17 protein-coding genes are annotated in these 19,661 nt (G+C 58.3%); 12 read left to right on the forward strand and 5 right to left on the reverse strand.

The annotated features are described in order from the left end of the window. Positions 1 to 21: 21 nt before the first annotated feature. The 7 genes from BMX75_RS02340 (at position 22) to BMX75_RS02370 (ending at position 9,826) form a co-directional block, all read left to right on the forward strand. Positions 22 to 1,206, forward strand: coding sequence for an AAA family ATPase (locus tag BMX75_RS02340; RefSeq protein ID WP_092824900.1), 1,185 nt, complete (start codon positions 22 to 24; stop codon positions 1,204 to 1,206). A gap of 6 nt (positions 1,207 to 1,212) precedes the next feature. Beyond that, entirely contained in the window at positions 1,213 to 1,749 is a 537-nt protein-coding gene (locus BMX75_RS02345) for an RloB domain-containing protein (protein WP_092824902.1), read from the forward strand. Between the two features lie 37 nt (positions 1,750 to 1,786). Next, positions 1,787 to 3,415, forward strand: coding sequence for a class I SAM-dependent DNA methyltransferase (locus BMX75_RS02350; protein WP_092824904.1), 1,629 nt, complete (start codon positions 1,787 to 1,789; stop codon positions 3,413 to 3,415). After that, the gene (locus BMX75_RS02355) at positions 3,415 to 4,890 is read left to right on the forward strand and encodes a restriction endonuclease subunit S (RefSeq protein ID WP_092824906.1); all 1,476 of its coding nucleotides are present in this window, start codon (positions 3,415 to 3,417) and stop codon (positions 4,888 to 4,890) included. Before BMX75_RS02350 ends, BMX75_RS02355 begins: the two co-directional genes overlap by 1 nt. After that, positions 4,887 to 8,099 (forward strand): DEAD/DEAH box helicase, encoded by a 3,213-nt coding sequence (locus tag BMX75_RS02360; RefSeq protein ID WP_092824908.1) that lies wholly within the window; start codon positions 4,887 to 4,889, stop codon positions 8,097 to 8,099. Before BMX75_RS02355 ends, BMX75_RS02360 begins: the two co-directional genes overlap by 4 nt. Positions 8,100 to 8,225: 126 nt before the next feature. Beyond that, a complete protein-coding gene (locus tag BMX75_RS02365; RefSeq protein ID WP_217639852.1) occupies positions 8,226 to 9,338 on the forward strand; it encodes an ImmA/IrrE family metallo-endopeptidase in 1,113 nt (370 codons plus the stop codon). Continuing rightward, positions 9,335 to 9,826 (forward strand): DUF4411 family protein, encoded by a 492-nt coding sequence (locus BMX75_RS02370; protein ID WP_092824912.1) that lies wholly within the window; start codon positions 9,335 to 9,337, stop codon positions 9,824 to 9,826. The genes BMX75_RS02365 and BMX75_RS02370 overlap by 4 nt, the downstream gene beginning before the upstream one ends. Before the next feature lie 18 nt (positions 9,827 to 9,844). Here BMX75_RS02370 and BMX75_RS02375 read toward each other — a convergent pair whose 3' ends face one another. Next, entirely contained in the window at positions 9,845 to 10,723 is an 879-nt protein-coding gene (locus BMX75_RS02375) for a YicC/YloC family endoribonuclease (RefSeq protein ID WP_092824914.1), read from the reverse strand. 159 nt (positions 10,724 to 10,882) lie between these two features. On the opposite strand from BMX75_RS02375, the gene rph reads away from it, so the two are divergent. Continuing rightward, on the forward strand, positions 10,883 to 11,605 hold the full coding sequence (rph, locus tag BMX75_RS02380; RefSeq protein WP_175474683.1) for a ribonuclease PH: 723 nt from the start codon (positions 10,883 to 10,885) through the stop codon (positions 11,603 to 11,605). Between the two features lie 89 nt (positions 11,606 to 11,694). Here the strand turns inward: rph and BMX75_RS02385 are convergent, their stop codons facing one another. Next, on the reverse strand, positions 11,695 to 12,462 hold the full coding sequence (locus tag BMX75_RS02385) for an exodeoxyribonuclease III (protein ID WP_066315746.1): 768 nt from the start codon (positions 12,460 to 12,462) through the stop codon (positions 11,695 to 11,697). A gap of 138 nt (positions 12,463 to 12,600) precedes the next feature. On the opposite strand from BMX75_RS02385, the gene pyrE reads away from it, so the two are divergent. After that, positions 12,601 to 13,266 (forward strand): orotate phosphoribosyltransferase, encoded by a 666-nt coding sequence (gene pyrE / locus BMX75_RS02390; protein ID WP_092824918.1) that lies wholly within the window; start codon positions 12,601 to 12,603, stop codon positions 13,264 to 13,266. Here pyrE and BMX75_RS02395 read toward each other — a convergent pair. Beyond that, positions 13,263 to 13,733 carry a tRNA (cytidine(34)-2'-O)-methyltransferase gene (locus BMX75_RS02395; protein WP_092824920.1) on the reverse strand — a complete coding sequence of 157 codons (471 nt, stop codon included), beginning with the start codon at positions 13,731 to 13,733 and terminating at the stop codon, positions 13,263 to 13,265. The genes pyrE and BMX75_RS02395 overlap by 4 nt on opposite strands. Positions 13,734 to 13,828: 95 nt before the next feature. On the opposite strand from BMX75_RS02395, the gene rep reads away from it, so the two are divergent. Next, positions 13,829 to 15,898 (forward strand): DNA helicase Rep, encoded by a 2,070-nt coding sequence (gene rep, locus BMX75_RS02400; protein ID WP_092824922.1) that lies wholly within the window; start codon positions 13,829 to 13,831, stop codon positions 15,896 to 15,898. A 97-nt stretch (positions 15,899 to 15,995) separates the two neighbouring features. Here rep and BMX75_RS02405 read toward each other — a convergent pair whose 3' ends face one another. Next, positions 15,996 to 16,439 (reverse strand): c-type cytochrome, encoded by a 444-nt coding sequence (locus tag BMX75_RS02405; RefSeq protein ID WP_245748320.1) that lies wholly within the window; start codon positions 16,437 to 16,439, stop codon positions 15,996 to 15,998. A 159-nt stretch (positions 16,440 to 16,598) separates the two neighbouring features. Then, entirely contained in the window at positions 16,599 to 17,504 is a 906-nt protein-coding gene (locus BMX75_RS02410; protein ID WP_092824924.1) for a GNAT family N-acetyltransferase, read from the reverse strand. A 90-nt stretch (positions 17,505 to 17,594) separates the two neighbouring features. On the opposite strand from BMX75_RS02410, the gene BMX75_RS02415 reads away from it, so the two are divergent. Both BMX75_RS02415 and BMX75_RS02420 read left to right on the forward strand, forming a co-directional pair. Continuing rightward, entirely contained in the window at positions 17,595 to 18,260 is a 666-nt protein-coding gene (locus BMX75_RS02415) for a response regulator (protein ID WP_092824926.1), read from the forward strand. Then, on the forward strand, positions 18,257 to 19,660 hold the full coding sequence (locus BMX75_RS02420) for an ATP-binding protein (RefSeq protein WP_092824928.1): 1,404 nt from the start codon (positions 18,257 to 18,259) through the stop codon (positions 19,658 to 19,660). Before BMX75_RS02415 ends, BMX75_RS02420 begins: the two co-directional genes overlap by 4 nt. Position 19,661 lies beyond the last annotated feature (1 nt).

A 19,661-nucleotide genomic window follows, 5' to 3' on the forward strand; every position in this document is an offset into this window, starting at 1 on the left:
ATTCGTTGGTTATCGCCAAATATGATTAAAAACCTGATCTTCAAAAATTTCTATAGCTTTGCCGACGACACCGTCATCGACTTCGCCCTGGGCAAGAAGCCGACGCCTTCAGGGTACGATATCGACGTCGTCGGTGAACGCTACAATAAGGCCATCGCAGTGGTGGGCGCCAACGGCTCGGGCAAGACGCAGTTTCTCAAGCCGCTGGCGTTCTTGCGCTGGTTTATCGCCAACTCCTTTTTGGGCAGCGACCCCGAGCGAGATATCCCCATCAGTGGGCATGCCCTCCATGGCAGCGAGCCCAGCCGCTTTGAGCTTGAATTCATGGTGGGGGGCACCGATTACCGCTACCAGCTCGAGCTCACCCCCAAGGAAGTGCTCTTCGAGGCGCTCTATGCGAAGACGAGCACCCAGTTCAGCTACCTTTTCAAGCGCGAGAAAAGCGAGCAGGGCTACCGCTTCAAGCACAAGGGCTTCCCCTTTCCCAAAGCCCAGGCGGAAAAGCTGCGGGGAAACACCTCGCTGATCAGCGCGGCGCATAGCTATGATGTCGAGGCGGCCAAGCCGTTTATCGACTTCTTTTCACGTATTGAAACCAACGTTGTCAGTGATGGGCGACGTCACTTTCATCATGGTGCGCTGGTGGGCGCCGCGACGTCCTTTCAAAAAGCCCCGGAACTGCAAACGCGCATGTCCAAGGCCCTGAGCACCTTTGATCTAGGCTTGGACGGTGTCGAGATACGCAAGCTCCCCGTCCTCGACGAAACAGGCCAGGAGGAAGAGATCTACCTCCCCTTTGGCACTCACACCACCGAGGATGGCCGCTCCTTCGAGCTCTCTTTCTTTGAGGAGTCCAGCGGCACCCAGTCCGCGTTCGTCCTGCTCGAACCGATTCTGAACACCTTGTGCAACGGCGGTATTGCCGTGATCGACGAGATCGACAACGACCTGCACCCGCACCTGGTGCCCCATCTGCTTGAGTGGTTCGAGTTCGAGCACACCAACCCCCATCAGGCGCAGTTGATCTTTACCTGCCACACCCCGGAGGTACTGAACCTACTGCAAAAGCACCAGATCTATCTGGTCGAGAAGCGTAACCAGCAGAGCGAAGCCTGGCGGCTGGACGACATGATGGGGCTACGCGCCGACGATAATCTCTATGCCAAATACATGGCCGGAGGCCTTGGCGCCACGCCGGAGCTGTAACAGATCATGGCCAGAAAACACCCCGCCCGACAACGCCCACGCCAGGCTAGCCAAACGACGCTTTTGATCGTGGGTGAAGGCGCCGACGATCAGGCCTTTATCAAGCACATGCACCAGCAGCTTCGCTCACTGCAGAGCCGCATCAAGCCCAGGATCGAAAAGCAATCCGGTGGCTCGCCGGGTAATATCATCGACAACGCTGCCCGGAAGTACGCGCATCAGGATTTTGACCGGCGCTTTATCGTGCTGGATTCGGATATCGCCCTCTCGCAGCAGCAGCACGACAAGGCGCGAAAGCAGGGTTTTCGCCTGATCCTCTGGTCGCCGACCTGCCTGGAAGGCGCGCTTCTCGAGGTTCTTGGCGAGCGCGTGAACGCTCACGAAGCGGCCCAGCAGTTGAAAGACCGACTGCACCCCCGGCTGGCGGGGCATCACACCGAAAAAGCCGCCTACGCTGGCCTCTTTCCCCGCCCGGTACTCGAAGCGGCCACTAATACATCCGTGGTCGACGTACGCAACGCACTCGCCGGGCAACTTTCTTGACACTCTTGCCATTCAGGCAGGACCAACAGGTTGATTCATGACCCACAACGACATCGTTCAAAAGCTCTGGAACCTCTGCGACGTCCTGCGCGACGACGGCATCAACTACTCGGACTACGTCACCGAGCTGGTGCTTTTGCTGTTTATCAAGATGGTTCACGAAAACACCGAGGCGGGCACACTGGAGAAGCACCCGCTGCCCGAAGGCTGCCGCTGGACCGACTTGAACGGCAAATCTGGCCTCAACCTGCTGGATGACTACAAGCGCATTCTCTTGAGCCTTTCCTCGGGACGCGACGGCAACGGCCGCTTGATTCACACCGACCCACTGATCAGCGCCATCTACGCCGACGCCCAGACCCGGCTGCGCGAGCCGCGTCACCTGGAGCAGATGATCAAGGCGCTCGACGGCATCGACTGGTTCAGCGCCCAGCAAGACGGCCTGGGCGATCTCTACGAAGGCCTGCTGGAGAAAAACGCCAACGAGACCAAATCCGGGGCCGGGCAGTACTTCACCCCGCGAGCGCTGATCGACGCCATGGTGCGCTGTATCAGCCCTCAGGCAGGCGAGACCATTCAGGATCCGTCAGCGGGTACCGCGGGCTTCCTGATCGCTGCGGACCGCCACATCAAGGCGCAGACCGACGACCTGTTCGACCTGACCGCCCAGCAGCAGGCGTTTCAGAAAAACCGCGCCTTCGTGGGCATCGAGCTGGTGCCCGGTACCCGCCGGCTGGCGCTGATGAACTGCTTGCTCCACGGCATGGAAGGCGACGACGAGGGCGTGGTGCACCTGGGCAACGCCCTGGGCCAGGCGGGCGCCACCCTGCCAAAGGCCGACGTAATTCTCGCCAACCCGCCCTTTGGCACCAGCAAGGGCGGCGACGCCAGCATCACCCGCGATGATCTGACCTTCAGGACCAGCAACAAGCAGCTCGCCTTTCTGCAGCACATCTACCGCAACCTGAAACCCGGTGGTCGCGCCGCCGTCGTACTCCCGGACAACGTACTGTTCGAAGCGGGTGTTGGCGCCGACGTGCGCCGGGACCTGATGGACAAGTGCCACCTGCACACCATCCTGCGCCTGCCCACAGGGATCTTCTACGCTCAGGGCGTGAAGACCAACGTGCTGTTTTTTACCAAGGGCGCGGCCACGGACAAGCACCAGGAAGAGGGCTGCACCGATCACGTCTGGGTGTATGACTTGCGCACCAACATGCCGAGCTTCGGCAAGCGCACGCCCTTCGGCAAGCAGCACCTGACACCGTTCGAAGCCGTATACGGCGACGACCCCAACGGCCGGAGCCCCCGCCAGGAGGGCGAGTGGTCGTTCAACGCCGAAGAAATCGCTATCGATGCCAAGGCCAGCGAGGAAAACCAGGGCGTGGACGACGACCGCCTCGCCAGGTCCCGCTGGCGCTGCTTCAGCCGCGAGTGGATTCGCGACACCAAGGACGACTCGCTGGATATCAGTTGGCTCAAGAACAAGGACAACGTCGACGCCGCCGACCTCCCCGCCCCCGAAGTGCTTGCCGGCGAAGCCATGAGCGAGCTGGTGCAGGCGCTGGGCGAGCTGGACGGGCTGATGCGCGAGCTGGGTGCCGAGGAAGACGCCGACGGGCAGCGGGTGTTGTTGAAGGACATGATGGGTGGGGAAGCAAATTAATGACAGCCCAAGCTCTTCCTCAGCAGTGGCTTAGCACGCCATTAGAAAATGTTATTTTTCAAATCACTGGTGGTGGGACGCCGAGTAAATCCAAGCCTGAATACTACCTTGGCGACATCCCTTGGATGAGCGTCAAGGATATGAACAAGCATATCCTTAAAGACACTATTGACCATATCTCGCCTGAAGCGGTTGAAAATAGCAGCACTAACATTATTCCCGCAGGAACTCCTATTATCGCTACACGAATGAGTCTGGGAAAAATCGTTGTAGCTCACTTCGACTCGGCAATTAACCAAGACCTTAAAGCCCTCTTTTTACCATCCGAGATACACCGCGATTACTTAGTTTATTGGTATCGCTCTATTGCTCATAAAATAGAGCAGCTCGGAACGGGAACAACCGTCAAAGGAATACGGCTTGATGCCTTGAAAGCGCTTGAATTTGCGCTCCCCCCACTCGCCGAACAAAAGATCATCGCCGACAAGCTCGACACCCTGCTGGCACAGGTGGACAACACCAAAGCCCGCCTTGAACGCATTCCCGAGATTCTCAAATGCTTTCGTCAATCCGTGCTCGCGGCAGCGGTGAGTGGGCGGTTGACGGAGGAGTGGAGAGAAAATAAACCGCACATTTTCCAACCATCCATTAAAGAACTTGAAGCATATTGGGCAAATATCTATAGCGCCGCTGGAAAAAAATCGCCTCAAATTAAAGAGTCCAACTCAAAAGAACAAGCTGATGTTCCGGATGTCTGGCTCGACACCAGTATAGGAGCAGTTTTTGATGCCTTTGTTGGCTCCACTCCAAGTCGCTCAGTAAAAGATTATTGGAATGGAGATATCCATTGGGTCAGTAGTTCGGAAGTGGCCTTCTGCCGTATAAAATCTACGAAGGAAAAGATTACCGAAACAGGTCTTTCAAGTGCATCAACTTCGGTTCATCCCCCTGGCACAGTAATGTTGGCAATGATCGGTCAAGGAAAAACACGAGGCCAAGTAGCAATCCTGGATATTGATGCTTGTCATAATCAGAATACAGCCGCTTTGCGAGTGCCCGAGGGGTTTGTCGCCTCAGAATATCTTTATTATTACTTAACCCAACAGTATGAAGAAACAAGGCGGATAGGTGGCGGTAATAACCAAAAAGCACTGAACAAAAAAGTCATCCAAGCAATGCGATTTCCGATGCCTTCCTATGAAGAGCAAACCGAAATCGTCCGCCGGGTCGACCAGCTCTTCGCCTACGCCGATACCGTCGAGCAGCAGGTCAATGGTGCCCTCGAGCGCGTCAATCAACTGACCCAATCCATCCTCGCCAAAGCATTCCGCGGCGAGCTGACCGCCCAGTGGCGGGAAGACAACCCCGAGCTGATCAGCGGCGAGAACAGCGCCGAGGCGCTTCTGGAGCGCATCAAGGAAGAACGCGCGGCTCAGGCACCAAAAAAACGCACAAGGAAGAAGGCTACAACATGAGCCAGGCGGCATCTGCTCCCTCCCAGGCCGAGCGCATCCTCGCGTTCTGGCACAAGGTCGAGTTTTTCGAATCCGCCGAGCTCAAGGGCATCGAGCATGGCCAGGGCGCGATTCACTACCGCAGCGACGAGCTTGCAGACGCCACAACCTGTTTGCCGTGGCTCGACCGGCAGGCCGTGCGCCGCGCGGGCAAGCAATACCGGGCGGACAATGCCTACCGCTTCAAGCTCTACCTGGGGCTTTTCCGGCGGGAAGAGATTTTTGAGGTGGCACGCCAGGCTTACCCCAAGCAGAGCGAGGACTGGGTGGAGCGAAGCCGTGACGAGGGGCTGACCTGCTCGCTCACGGCCATGGTCAAGGAAGACGGCACCCTGGATCGGGAAAGCGTCGAAATCTCTACCGCCCCCTGGGTGCTGGGCGCTCTGCAGCAGGGTACCCTCGATGCCGTCACCCTCGAGGCCTTCGAAGCGGCCACCGAGGTGTTCCGCGAGCGGCTGACCACCCTCTTGACCGTGGCGGACAATCTCAAGCACGAGCACGGCGTGCCGCTTGCCTTGAGCACCTTCGAGATCATCGAGATGCTCAAGGCGATGCAGGGCTGGACCGCCTTTGCGCCGCAAAGCGCCGCGCCGGCACTGGTGGTGCAGCTATTGCCCGGCAACAGCGGCAGTGCCACAGCATCTAGCGAGGCTCAGGCGTGGGCACCGCTTGAACAGCTCGCCGCGCGCCTCGAGACGCCGGAAGGTGTCACCGTCGATTCGGCGCCAGCGGATGAGAACGCCGCCGAGCCAGCCGCCGGCATCAACGAGATCGCCATTCTCAACAGTTTCTTTATCCGCGACCTGGAAAAAATCCTGTGCCAGCTCAAGGATCGCCCGCTGGCACCCGGTTCGCCGCTGGCGCACTACCTGGCGGGAACGGCAAACCGCCACCCCGACCTGCTGAAGCCCGAAGGCCGTTCGCTGCTGATGCAACATCTGGCACCGAGGCATATGCCCGCCGGGCGCTGGCCCGGCGAGGATGCGCATTCGATGAGTCTGATGCAACAGTTTGCCATCAATACCATCGACCAGACGCTGGATGACGGCGGCCTGTACTCCGTTAACGGTCCGCCGGGTACCGGCAAGACCACCCTGCTGCGCGACCTGGTGGCCCGCAACGTGGTCAAGCGCGCCGAGGTACTGGCATCGCTTGAGTCACCGCAGGCAGCCTTCGGTGACACCTTGCAGGTCAAGCTCGACGACCAGTTGAAGCCAATCAAGACGCTGATTCCGGAGCTTAGGGGCTTCGAGATGGTGGTGGCCTCGAGCAACAACGCGGCGGTGGAGAACGTCACCCAGGAGCTGCCGCAGACCAAGGCGCTTGGCGCGGCCTACCGTGAGCTTGCTTACTTGAAGCCGGTGGGCCAGAAACTGGCGGCCGCCCACGAAAACCGCGACGCTACACTGCACGTCAAAGCACTGGCACCCAAAAAGGACTGCTGGGGGCTGATTGCCACGGCGCTGGGCAACAAGGGCAACCGCACTGCCTTTGGCGAGCGGGTCTTTTTCAAACCTATCGGCCAGTGCAAGGCCGACGACACTGCCAAGCATTACAGGACACTGGTGCCTGCGCTGAAGGAGTTGGCCGAGCAGGGCGATGCGCTAAGCAGCTTTCGCGCCGCACAGCGGGCCTTCAAGGAAGCCGAACGCCAGGTCGAGGCGGTTCATCAGAACATCGAGCGCCTGCAGACGCTCAAATGGCTGGAGACCCAAACCGAGAAGGCTCGACGCCAGGCCGAGGTTCAAAAGCGACTGGCCAGCCGCGTGGCGCTGTGGCGGCAAAGCCGGCAGGCGGCCAAGGTGCCCCTCTGGCCCTTGAAGGCGTACTGCCAGCACCGGGCGCGGCTTAAAAAACTCGTTGTTCGTGAGCAGCGCGCCGCCCAGCAGGCCGACGTCAGCCAGCAGCGGCTGACTTCGCTTGAGAAAAAGCATGAAGCCCAGCGCCAGGTGTGCGAGCCGCTACACGCCAGGTATCAGGATCTGCTGCTGCCCGACGAGGCGCTGGATCTGGAAACCCCGGCGGTGCAGCGCACTTCCTTCGGCCACTGCGAAACGCTCAACAAGGCGCGGGGGCAGCTGACGGCGCGGGCCTTCGAGCTGCATCAGGCATGGCTGGTGGCCGCCTACGCCGCCAAGAAGAACCAGCTCTGGGCGACGGTCAATTCGTTAATGGCGCTATTGAATGGCGGAGTGGATGACCGTGACGCGGCGAAAGCCCTGTGGCAGATGCTGTTCATGATCGTGCCGGTGGTATCGTCGACCTTTGCCTCGGTCGCCAATCAGTTCCGCGCGCTCAATGAGGGGGAGATTGGCTGGCTGTTCGTGGACGAAGCGGGCCAGGCCTCGCCACAGCAAGCCGTCGGCGCGCTCTGGCGAGCCAAGCGAGCTGTGATCGTGGGCGACCCGCTGCAGATCGAACCGGTGTTTACCGTGCCGGCCGGCCTGGTCGAGGCCATGGCCAGGGGCGAGTTCGCGCACGACTGGTACAAGTGGTCGCCGACGGTGTCGTCGGTTCAGGTCGTCGCGGACCGTGCCAACCCCTACGGTACGGACGAGATAGCCGATGGCTTTTGGGTGGGCAGCCCGCTCCGCGTGCATCGGCGCTGCGACGAGCCGATGTTCAGCATTGCCAATCGCATCGCCTACAACGACAAGATGCTCCACGGCAGCGACGATCTACCACCCGGCCCGGGGGATAGCCGCTGGTTCAATGTGGAAGGCAGTGTTCAGGGCAAACATTTCGTCCCTTCACAGGCGGAACAGGTCGCTCGTATGCTCAAGCCGCATATCGCAAAGACCGGCAAACTGCCGAGCGTCTATGTCATTTCGCCCTTCAAGGCAGTAGCAAATGGCGTCAGACACCACCTCGAACGGGAGTTGCCCGCCGACGTCTTCGGCGGACGCAACAAGTTGTGCGAGTGGCTGCGTAAGCGGGTCGGGACAGTACATACCTTCCAAGGCAAGGAAGAGGACAACGTCATTTTAGTACTGGGCCTCTCAAATGAGTCACCCGGTGCCGCTGGGTGGGCATCGAGTAAGCCCAACCTGCTGAACGTTGCCGTGACACGGGCAAAAAAGCGCGTTTACATAGTGGGCAGTACCGATATATGGGCAGGCAAGGCGTACTTTTCCGATGCTAAGGAGTATCTTGCCCAAGAAAAAGGATAACCTGCGGAACATTGCTCTATTGGGCGCGATACATGGTGCTGCTAGACTCAGTTTAATAATGACTCAATCTAAGTAGATAGCGACATAGGAAAGCCCCGCATGACCAAGGCAAATATCAACACCCAGATGCTGACCTGGGCGCGCGAGCGCTCCGGCATCCCGGTGCCTGAATTTGCACACAAGTGCGGGGTGAACGAAGAAAAACTGCTAGCTTGGGAGGCGGGTGAACAGCCCCTCACCTTCCGTCAGGCGATGCAGTTTGCCGAAAAAGCTCATATCCCTTTTGGGTACCTGTTTCTCACAGATCCGCCCGAAGAAGTGCTGCCCATTCCTGACCTCAGAACACTGGAAGGCCAAGGCATCACTCGGCCGAGCGCCGAGCTTCTGGATCTAATCAAATTGATGCTTCAGCGCCAAGAGTGGTACCGGGACTACTTACAACAGCACTTTGCTGAGCCCAACCCATATGTTGGCCGCTTTTCTGCCCACCACTCTGCCACTGAAATTGTCGCCGACATGCGCGCCCAGTTAGGGGTTGGGGATCACCCTAATCGCGGTAAGTGGGATGACTATTACCGTGATTTGACCCAGCGAATCGAAGCGCTGGGCATCTTGGTGATGCGTCAAGGTAATCTTGGGCATAGCACACGCCCTTTGCGAGTGGAGGAGTTTCGCGGGTTTGCCATTGTGGATGACTACGCGCCGATCATTTTCGTTAATCATGGCGATGCACTAGGTGCGCGCTTGTTCACCCTAATCCATGAGTTTTGTCATATCTGGATTGGGCAGTCTGGCATTTCCGACGGAAATGCTAATACGAACCGCCAACAAGAAGTGCTTTGTAATGCCGTCGCGGCAGAATTCTTAGTCCCCGAACGCGAGTTCAGCTCTCTTTGGCAGCACGATTTAGCACACTGGCAAGATAACTTACCTACGCTGGAAGCCCACTTTCATGTCAGCACCTGGGCATTAGCCCGTCGTGCGTTGACGCTCAACTTTATCTCTCAGGTGCAATACAGTCACTATATTGCTGAGCAACAGGCTAAGCACAAAGCCACTGAGAGCAGTGGCGGGCCAACTTACTACCAGACCAAAAAATCCCAAATCAGCCAACGCTTTTCCAAAGCGGTCGTCAGTGAAGCGCTGAGCGGTCAGTTGATGTTACGCGAAGCTAGCAACCTGCTAGGCGGGGTCAAACCGAATAAGATGGAGCGCTTCGCTAAGGAGCTGGGCATTTGAGATATTTACTGGACGCAAATACCTATATCGAAGCGAAAAACCAGTATTACGGCATGGATATTTGCCCCGCTTACTGGGACTGGCTGGATAGGCAGTTTGCGCTAGGTAACATTGCTAGTGTCGACATGATTGGCCGCGAACTAAAAGAAGGCAAGGATGAGCTCGCCGCTTGGGCCCGCGATAGGCCTGACCACTTCATCATCAATGACGACGAACGAACACAGTTACTGTTTGCTGACATCGTGCAATTCGTTATGGAAGGCGACTACAACCCCGGCAATCGCGACAACTTTCTGGCAAAAGCCGACCCGTGGATTATCGCCAAAGCTAAAGCCATCGGCGCCAGCGTGGTGACCCATGAAGCAGTCGCCGCCGTTAATACGCGAAAAGTCAAAGTACCTAATATCTGCCAGCAATTCGAAGTACCCTGTCTCAATACCTTCCGATTTCTGCGTGAGCTAGAAGCTAGGTTTGTTCTCGGTCAATAAGCCAAACGCTAAACCGTTTCACTCAATATTCTGAATCTGTTCCCGCATCTGCTCGATCAGCACCTTCAATTCCACCGCGCAGCGGGTTGTCTCGGCGACAACGGATTTAGACGACAGCGTATTGGCTTCGCGGTTGAGTTCCTGCATCAGGAAATCCAAACGACGACCTTTGGGGCCTTTCTGTTTCAGTTGACGACCGACTTCATCGACATGGGCCGTGAGACGGTCCAGTTCTTCGTCCACATCGGCCTTTTGCGCCACCAGCACCAGCTCAGCTTCAAGGCGCTGGGGGTCGAGGTCGGTCTTGGCGACTTCTAAACGCTCCAGCAGGAGGGTGCGCTGGCGCTCAAGAATCTGCGGCAGCAGGCTACGCACGGTGGCTACCTGCTCGCTTACGGCGGCAAGCCGGGTGGTGATCATGACGGCGAGTTTCTCTCCCTCACGGGCGCGGGCGTCAATGAGCTCATCCAGCGCCTGGTCGAACAGCGTCTTGGCAGCCGAGGTAATGGCCTCCTGATCAAGGTGCTGGGTTTCCATGACCCCGGGCTGGTTGAGTAGCGCAAGGGTGGTCGGCGGCTCGGCGCTGGGTACCTGCTGTTGAATAGCCGCCAGCGCATCGGCGATCTCTTTTAGCCGCTGAGCGTTCACAGCAGGCGCCTGATGGGCCTCGGCGGCTTCAAAGCGCAGGCTGCACTCGACTTTCCCCCGTGCCAGCCGGGTACGCAGCGCTTCTCGCAGCGTCGGCTCCAGGTCGCGCAGGGCATCGGGCAGGCGGAAATGCGGTTCTAAATAGCGCTGGTTCACCGAACGGATTTCCACTTGAAGCGTGCCGAAGGGGGCCGCCAGCTCGGTGCGGGCGAAGGCGGTCATGCTGTGTACGCGGTTTGAAGCAGCCATGGTACATCCTGTTAATGAACAACGGTCTATATAGCATTGCGAACAGTCTAACCGATAGCCCCATCAGCGCACGCCCAGACGTGTACAATGGTGGGCTTTTCCTTGTTACGCGTTTATTGAGAGGTATTATTTGTGAGCAGTGCTAAGCGTCCTGATGTTGTGCGTCCCAGCGGTCGCGAGGCCGACCAGCTCCGTGATATTCGCATAACCCGCGATTACACCCGCCATGCGGAAGGCTCGGTCCTGGTGGAATTTGGCGATACCAAGGTGCTGTGTAATGCCAGCGTGGAAGCAGGCGTACCACGCTGGCTGCGCGGTAAAAATCAGGGTTGGATTACCGCAGAGTACGGCATGCTGCCCCGCGCCACTCACTCACGCAGCGACCGCGAAGCCACCCGGGGCAAACAGGGGGGGCGTACGCTGGAAATTCAGCGCTTGATCGGCCGCAGCCTGCGCGCCGCCGTGAATCTGAAAAAACTGGGTGAGTTCACCATTACCGTCGATTGCGATGTCATCCAGGCCGACGGCGGCACCCGTACCGCCGCGATTACCGGCGGCTGTGTCGCGCTGGTGGATGCCATCCGCTACCTGCAGCGGGATAAAAAGATCAAAGGCGACCCCTTCAAGCAACTGGTCAGCGCGATTTCGGTGGGTATCTACAAAGGCGTGCCGGTACTCGACCTGGACTACCCGGAAGACAGCAAGGCCGACACCGACCTGAACGTGGTGATGACCGAAAGCAGCGAGTTGATCGAAGTGCAGGGCACTGCCGAAGCAGGCGCATTCAACCGCACCGAGCTGAATGCCATGCTCGATCTGGCTGAGAAAGCTGGCGACGAGCTACGAGAAAAGCAGCGCGAAGCGCTGGGTATTCGAGGCTGATCAAGCGCTAGCCACAACGCCACAAGCCGACCCAAGGTCGGCTTGTGGCTATTTACCTGCGAACAGACAGCGACGCGGGAAATATGCGTCTAAAGCGCCAGGTCGTACTCGACGATCAACGGGGCGAACTCGGAGAAGGTCGCGTCGTAATCGATCCACGCGTCGACCACGTGGCGGCGGAAGTTGGGACCGACCAGTTGGTAGTCGATCCGCCAGCCTTCCTGGCGCTCACGGGGAACTTCCTGGTGAAGCTTCGGCCACCAGGTATATTCACCTGCGTCGCGGTTGATTTCGCGGAAGGTGTCGATAAACCCGGTTGGGCCAAGTACCTGGTCCATCCAGGCGCGCTCTTCCGGGCGGAAACCCGAGGTGAGCTGATTGTCGGACCAGTTGGCCAGGTCGACGGTCTTGTGGGCAATGTTCCAGGTACCGCAGATAATATATTCGCGGCGTTTGCGCGACATCTTGGTCAGGTACTCCTGGTATTGATCCATGAACGCCTGTTTGGCTTTTTGGTCGCTCCCGTCGGGCATCAGGAAGGTCGCGATGCTGAAACGGTCATAGTCCGCCTGCAGAAAGCGCCCTTCGTGGTCACACTGAGGGAAGCCAAGGCCGTACATGATCGCCTTGGGGATTTGACGGCAATACAGTGCCACCCCGGAGAAACCATCCTCTTCGGCATCCAGGAAGTAGCCTTCGTAGCCTTCCGGATACAGAATATGGTCGCTCAATTCAAAACTTTTTGCCTTGATGTTCTGCACGCAGACCACGTCGGCATCCTGCTGAGCCAGCCAGTCCAGGAAGCCACGGTCGACGGCATCACGTATACCATTGACATTAATGCTGGCAATTTTCATAAATCGTCCCTTTTGCGTCGCTGCTGTATGATACCCGACGTTTAGACGTTTGGGTAAATAGACAAACCAAATCTTGCTATTTACCTGCTTTTTATTGTTGCCTTTGCCCCAACTTTTGATCGACAAGGGAAGACCGCCGTGGCCACCACTCTACAACCCTACCAGCGCGATTTCATTGCTTTTGCCATTGAGCAGGGGGTGCTCAAGTTCGGCCAATTCACGCTTAAATCCGGGCGTGTAAGTCCTTACTTCTTCAACGCAGGCCTGTTCCAGACCGGCCGCGCGCTCGCCAAGCTGGGCCGCTTCTATGCCCAGGCGATCGTCGATAGCGGCCTTGAGGCCGATGTGCTGTTTGGCCCGGCGTACAAGGGCATTCCCCTGGCGGCGGTAACTGCCGCGGCCCTGGCTGACCACCACGACCGCGACATCCCCTATGCCTTTAACCGCAAAGAGGCCAAAAGCCACGGGGAAGGCGGCAACATTGTCGGCGCACCGCTTGCCGGTGATATTCTGATTATCGACGACGTGATTACCGCAGGCACCGCTATTCGCGAGGTAATGCGCCTGATCGAGCAGAATGGTGCTCGCGCAGGGGGCGTGATCATTGCCCTGGACCGTCAGGAGCGTGGCCAGGGCGAACAGAGCGCGATTCAGGAAGTGCAGTCTCAGTACGGCATGCCGGTGGTCAGTATCGTGACGCTTGAGCAGGTGCTTACCTATCTAGAGGAGCATGCCGGTGGCGAGATGCTGGCCTACGCCGAGGCCGTTCGGGCGTATCGTGACCGCTATGGAATTGCCGGCTAAAGGGCGAGGGCGCCTGCGTAGTCTTGCTGGCGCCATGCCTCATAGCTCACGATAGCCACCGCGTTGGAGAGGTTGAGGCTGCGGTTATTGGGCTGCATGGGAATGCGCAGCTTTTGCTGGGCAGGCAACGCCGCGTGAACCTCGGGCGAGAGCCCGGCGGTTTCCGAGCCGAACAGCAGCACATCGCCTGGCGCATAGGGCGCGTCGCTATGGGCGCGGGTGCCTTTCGTGGTGATTGCCCAGATGGTGCGTCCCTGCATGGCGCTTTGAAAGGCGCTAAAATCAGCATGGCGCGTCACATTGGCAAGATCACGGTAGTCCAGCCCGGCGCGGCGCAGCTTTTTCTCTTCCAGATCGAAGCCCAGCGGCTCGATCAGGTGTAATCGGCAGCCGTTGTTGGCCACCAGGCGCATGATGTTGCCCGTATTGGGCGCCATCCGTGGTTCAAATAAAGCGACTTCAAACATTAACACCTGCCTATTGTTAGCCCATTATGCGTCTACCCAGCGCCGCTGATTATAATCGAAACCGCCCTGCAACACGTTAGAGGTTACCCGTCGCCATGACGCTCCAGCCGCCAAAGAGCATCCTTAGCCGCATCAACGGGCTCAATCCGCGCCAGCAGGAAGCCGTGCGCTATATCGATGGGCCCTGCTTGGTCCTGGCGGGGGCAGGCTCCGGCAAAACCAGCGTGATTACCACCAAAATCGCTTACCTGGTGCAGGAATGCGGCATGAGCGCGCGCAAGATCGCCGCGGTGACCTTCACCAACAAGGCCGCCCGGGAGATGAAAGAGCGCGTCGGGCAAATGCTGCACGGCAAGGAAGGCCACGGACTGACGGTTTCCACCTTCCACACCCTGGGGCTGAACATCATCCGCGGTGAGCTTAAAACCCTGGGCTACAAACCCGGCTTTTCGCTCTTCGATCCGGAGGATGCCAAGGCACTGCTGCGCGATTTGATGAATAAGGACGCCCAGGTAGACGCCGAACAGATCAACGCGGTGCAGGGCAAAATCTCCCAGTGGAAAAACGATCTGATGCTGCCCAGCGACGCGCTGTCGTTTGCGGCGGACGACGACGAGCACTTTGCCGCACGGGTCTACGAAGCCTATGTGCGCCATCTGAAAGCCTATAACGCGGTGGATTTTGACGACCTGATTCTGCTGCCGGTGGTCCTTTTGCAGCGCGACCCGGAAGCCCTGGCCCGCTGGCGCCGCAAGATCCACTACATGCTGGTGGATGAGTATCAGGACACCAACGTTTCCCAGTACCTGCTGGTGAAGCTACTGATGGCCGAACGGGCCACCTTTACCGTGGTGGGCGACGATGACCAGTCGATTTATGCCTGGCGGGGTGCCCGGCCGGAAAACCTGATTACCCTGGGCGAAGACTTCCCGCGCCTGAAGGTGATCAAGCTGGAGCAGAACTACCGCTCCACCGGCACGATCCTGCGCGCCGCCAACACGCTGATTGCCTATAATCCCCACGTCTACGAAAAAACCCTGTGGTCGGAGATGGGCGACGGCGCCTCCATTCGGGTCATCGTCAATCGCCACGAGGAAGCCGAAGCGGAGCGCGTGGCCAGCGAAATGTTTACCCGGCGGATCAAGGAAAAAGCCGAATGGCGGGACTTTGCCGTGCTTTACCGGGGTAACTTCCAGGCCCGGCTGCTGGAGTTAAAGCTGCAGCATTACCAAATCCCCTACAAGCTATCCGGCGGCACGTCGTTTTTCTCGCGCAACGAGATCAAGGACACCATGGCCTATCTGCGGCTACTGATTAATCCCGCCGACGACAACGCCTTTTTACGCATCGTGAACGTGCCGCGCCGGGAAGTCGGTCCCGGTACCGTCGAGAAACTGGCCAACTACGCCACCGAGCGCTCGATTTCGCTGTTTGCCGCCTGTCATGAGCTTGGCCTGGAGCAGGTGCTGCCGACCCGAGCCGTGGAGCGGTTGTCGCGTTTCACCCACTTTATCGACGGCGTGCGCAAGCGCATGGACCAGGGTGATGCCATTGCCGCTATCCGCGACATGCTGCGGGACATGGATTACGAAGCGTGGCTGTACCAGAACGCCAGCGCACCGACCGTCGCCGAGCGACGCATGGCCAACGTGTGGATCTTGATCGACCAGTTGGAAAAGTCGCTCAACCGCGACCCGGAAGATGATACGGCGTCCGAAGCCACCGAAACCGATAGCGTGGAAGCGGCGATATCACGCCTGGTGCTGCGCGATATCCTCGAGCAACAGGCGGAAGAAGACGACTCTGACCGGGTGCAACTGCTCACCATGCACGCCTCCAAAGGGTTGGAGTTTCCCCACGTTTATCTAATGGGCCTGGAAGAAGACCTGCTGCCTCACCGCAACGCCATTGAAATGGACACGGTGGAGGAAGAACGTCGCTTGGCCTATGTGGGCATTACCCGCGCACGGCGCACGCTGACCTTGACGCTTGCCCGCCAGCGCAAAGCTTACGGCGAGTTGATGGACTGCCAGCCCAGCCGCTTCCTGGACGAATTGCCTGATGAAGACCTGGAATGGGAAGGCCGCGCCGATAAGGAAGACCCGGAGAAAAAGCAGGCCCGGGGGCAGGATGCCATTGCCGGGCTACGCTCTTTGCTGGGCTGAAGGCTCCTTACGGGAGCGATAATTCTACGTTAAGCTAAAAAATTATCCACAGGCGGATTTGCATTGCGCCTGTGGATAATTTAAGTCGTCGTCAAGGTTATTCAGCTTCGGCAATCATATAGTCGACAACTGCCTGAATTTCCTCATCGGAAGCGCTACTGCCACCGCGCGCCGGCATGGCGCCTTTACCCTCGTACACGCTTTGATACAGCACCTCCGTACCCTCTTCCAGGCGGGCCGACCAGGCTTGCGTATCGCCCAGAAGGGGAGCCCCTGCCGCGCCACTATCGTGACACGCCGCACAGCCGGTGCTGGTGTAGAGCGAAGCGCCATCCAATTCGCTACCGCTCTCCGCAGCGGCTTCGCCCTGTGCCGCCGTCCCGGCGGCTGTACCGCACTCCTGGCCCTGTAAACACACACTGCCTACCGGCGCCAGCCGCTCCGCAATCGCGTCACGGGTGGCATCAGCGGCTGCACCTGACCCGCTCAGCATGGCAACCCCAAGCGCAATAAGACCTTTTGCTATCTGCTTAACGTTCACTCGCACCACCTCTTATTTATTATTGTCGGCGCCTGGTCGGCTAAAGATCAGAGGCAACCAATACGCCTACTTAATGAATATTAGCAGTATAGTGGTAATTCAAAGCGCCACAAAACCCGCCAAGCCTGCCGGGTCAACGCGGCAACGATGCCTTGACGGCTAGCCGCGCCAGGCCATCACGTACTGCTGTGAATATTCGCTGAAGCCAGCGCGCCTGTAGAGGTTAAACGCCGGCGGGTTTTCATGATCCACCGCAAGCAATAACTCCAATGCGCCCGCCTGCTGGGCAAGGGCCAAGGCATGGTTGAGAACATGGCCGCCCAACCCGCGACGTCGCCACTCAGGTACCAGCCCCATCAACATCAGTTCCCAACGGTGAATCTCATTGCGCGGCGCCAACAGCAAGGCGCCAATGGGCGACGGCGATTCATCCACATACAGCGCATGCCAGTGAACGGGCGCGTGAGAATCTTGCCCATAGAAACCTGCCACTAAGTCATTGATCGACAAGATATCGCGCAACTCACGGCAGTCCAGCGAATCCCGCCCAACCGCGGCCATCAACGCATGCTCCTGAGCCGCTGTCAGTCGATCCCATGGTGCCCAATGCAGTTGGGTGAACGGCGCCGCGGCAGGAAAACGCTGGCCCACATCCGCTTTCAAACAGCGCAGTGATACGAGCGGTTGCATGCCATGGGCGATTAATTGCGCTCGCTGGTGGGTCGCCTCTGGCGCCAGCTCGATGTGACAAAGCGTTAAGCGTTGCTGCATGACCCAATGCCGCGCCGTCTCGATCAACGCGCTTATGTGGTCACCCTGTGCATTGGGTAGCCATAGCTGCGCCATATTCTGTGGCAGCCGCTGTACCCAGACAACGCCGTTGATACGCCCTCTATCCAGGCTTACCCATAAGCTCTGCCAGGCCGTTTCCGGTTCCTTCAACATCGGCTTTAGCGCCTCGGTCAATGCTTTCTGTCGCTTGGACGACTGCGATTTGGCCAGATGCAGAAGTGCCTCGCGGCGATGTTCAGGCGGGCATAGGATAATCTTTGAGGTGTGTGCCATAGACGCTACTATCGTTGTCATCCATTGTGTTTATCTGACCATCGTATTCATCTGAATCGGTAAGCTCACCCAAGGACATCATCTCTCATCATGCGCATCCTACTGGTAGAGGACGATTCAAGTTTAGCGTCTGGAATCCGCCTGGCGCTTAAACCTGAAGGGTACACGGTTGACCATCTCAGCGATGGGGTGAGTGCCCGCTCAACGTTGCTGGAAGGGATGCCCTTCGATGCCGTGATACTTGACCTTGGGTTACCCCGCCTGGATGGCGTCGACGTGCTCAAAGCCGTGAGACGGGAAGGTAACCAGGTACCCATTCTGGTGCTGACCGCTCGTGATGCGGTCGATGAGCGAATTGCTGGCCTCGACGCCGGCGCCGATGATTACTTGATCAAACCGTTCGATGTCACCGAGCTTACTGCCCGGTTGCGCGCTTTATTAAGGCGCAGCCATGGGCAGGCCCGTTCGCTGCTGGAGTGTCAGGGGATACGCTTTGATCCGGTCACGCTCAAGGTAAGTTATCAAGGACAAGAGGTGTCACTTTCACGCCGCGAACTGACGCTGCTGCAGGAATTCATGAGTCACCCTGGACGTGTGTTCACACGCGATACCTTAACCCAGTTGGTCTACGGATGGGATGAGGATGTCGAAAGTAATGCCATTGAAGTCCATATCCATCATTTGAGGCGCAAGTTTTTTCCCCATGTCATACGTACCCTACGTGGCATTGGTTACGTGATGGATAACCCCGAATGAACTCGATTCAATACCGCACCCTCACCCTTGTGCTCCTGGTCTTTGGCATCAGTACGCTGGTGATCGGGGTGATCAGCTACCGCTATGCCGCGCATCAAATAAGCGAGCTTTCAGATGCTCGACTTGCCCAGCATGCCCGGCTTCTCGAAGGCATGGCACAAGCGTCTGATCGCAACACGATGCTGAGCAATATTGAAAACGCATTACAGCGGGCCGAATCCGCCGATTCGCCCTACGGACATCGCTACTCAAACCAGCTATTCTTCCAGCTGTGGGAAAATGATCAGCTATTGCTAGGCTCCTCAAGAGCGCCCGACATCCCCCTCAACCAGCAGGGTACGGGCTACTCGGACCTCACCATTGATCAACAAGCGTGGCGAATTTATGTCCTGAATCAGCCGGATACTCATCACCGAATTGTTGTCGCCGAACGCGAAAACAGCCGCGGTGAATTGAGTCGTTCGGTCGCCCTGCGCACCTTATTGCCTGAGCTGATAGGCTTGCCCCTGGTTGCCTTGTTGTTGTGGTGGTGCATTGGCTGGGGGCTAGCGCCGTTGTCGCGAATGGCCGAGCAGACACGGACCCGCGGCCCCCACAATCTTCAGCCTTTATCACTGACGTCATTGCCCCAAGAACTAGCCCCGATCGCCAGCGCGTTAAATCAGTTACTGGCGCGTATCCGTCAAATACGCACCCGCGAAGAGCGCTTTATCGCTGATGCTGCCCACGAATTACGCACGCCACTCGCGGTTCTGGACCTGCACGCGCAAAATGCGTTGAGCGCCCATAGCCATGAAGACCGTGAAGAGGCACTTGATCACTTGCGCGACGGCGTTGCCCGCGCCACGCGCGTGGTCAGCCAGCTGCTTGCCCTGGCCCGCCTGGCGCCGGAGACCGAGATACAGCGCCACTACCGTCCAGCCAACTTGCTCATCGAAGCACGTGAAACCCTCGCCGAACTCTCACCACTAGCCGCCGAGCGCCAACAGCAGGTGACCCTGCATGCCGACGAAGCGCTGGACTGGCAGATGGAAGCGGAGCCCGGTGCCGTTGAAACCGTGTTGCAGAATATTGTGGGTAACGCTTTCCAGCACACCCCCGTTAATGGCGTTATCGACATCGCCTTAACCGCCACCGCTCATCACGTCACACTCTGCGTGGATGACCAGGGCCCCGGCATTCCGGAACAGGCCTACTCAAAGGTGAGAGAACGCTTCCAGCGTGCCGGGCCAGGCGCCGGGGCAGGCTTGGGGCTATCCATTGTTGACCGTGTCGTTAAACGCCATAACGGTGAGTTCACCATGACCAGCGCACCTCAAGGAGGACTGCGCGTTTGCATTACGCTTCAGCGTTTTCCTTCTCGACCCGAAATGGCCTCGATCGCACGCGGCGGTTCTTAAG

The organism is Vreelandella subterranea, from assembly GCF_900111305.1.
Lineage (GTDB): Bacteria > Pseudomonadota > Gammaproteobacteria > Pseudomonadales > Halomonadaceae > Vreelandella > Vreelandella subterranea.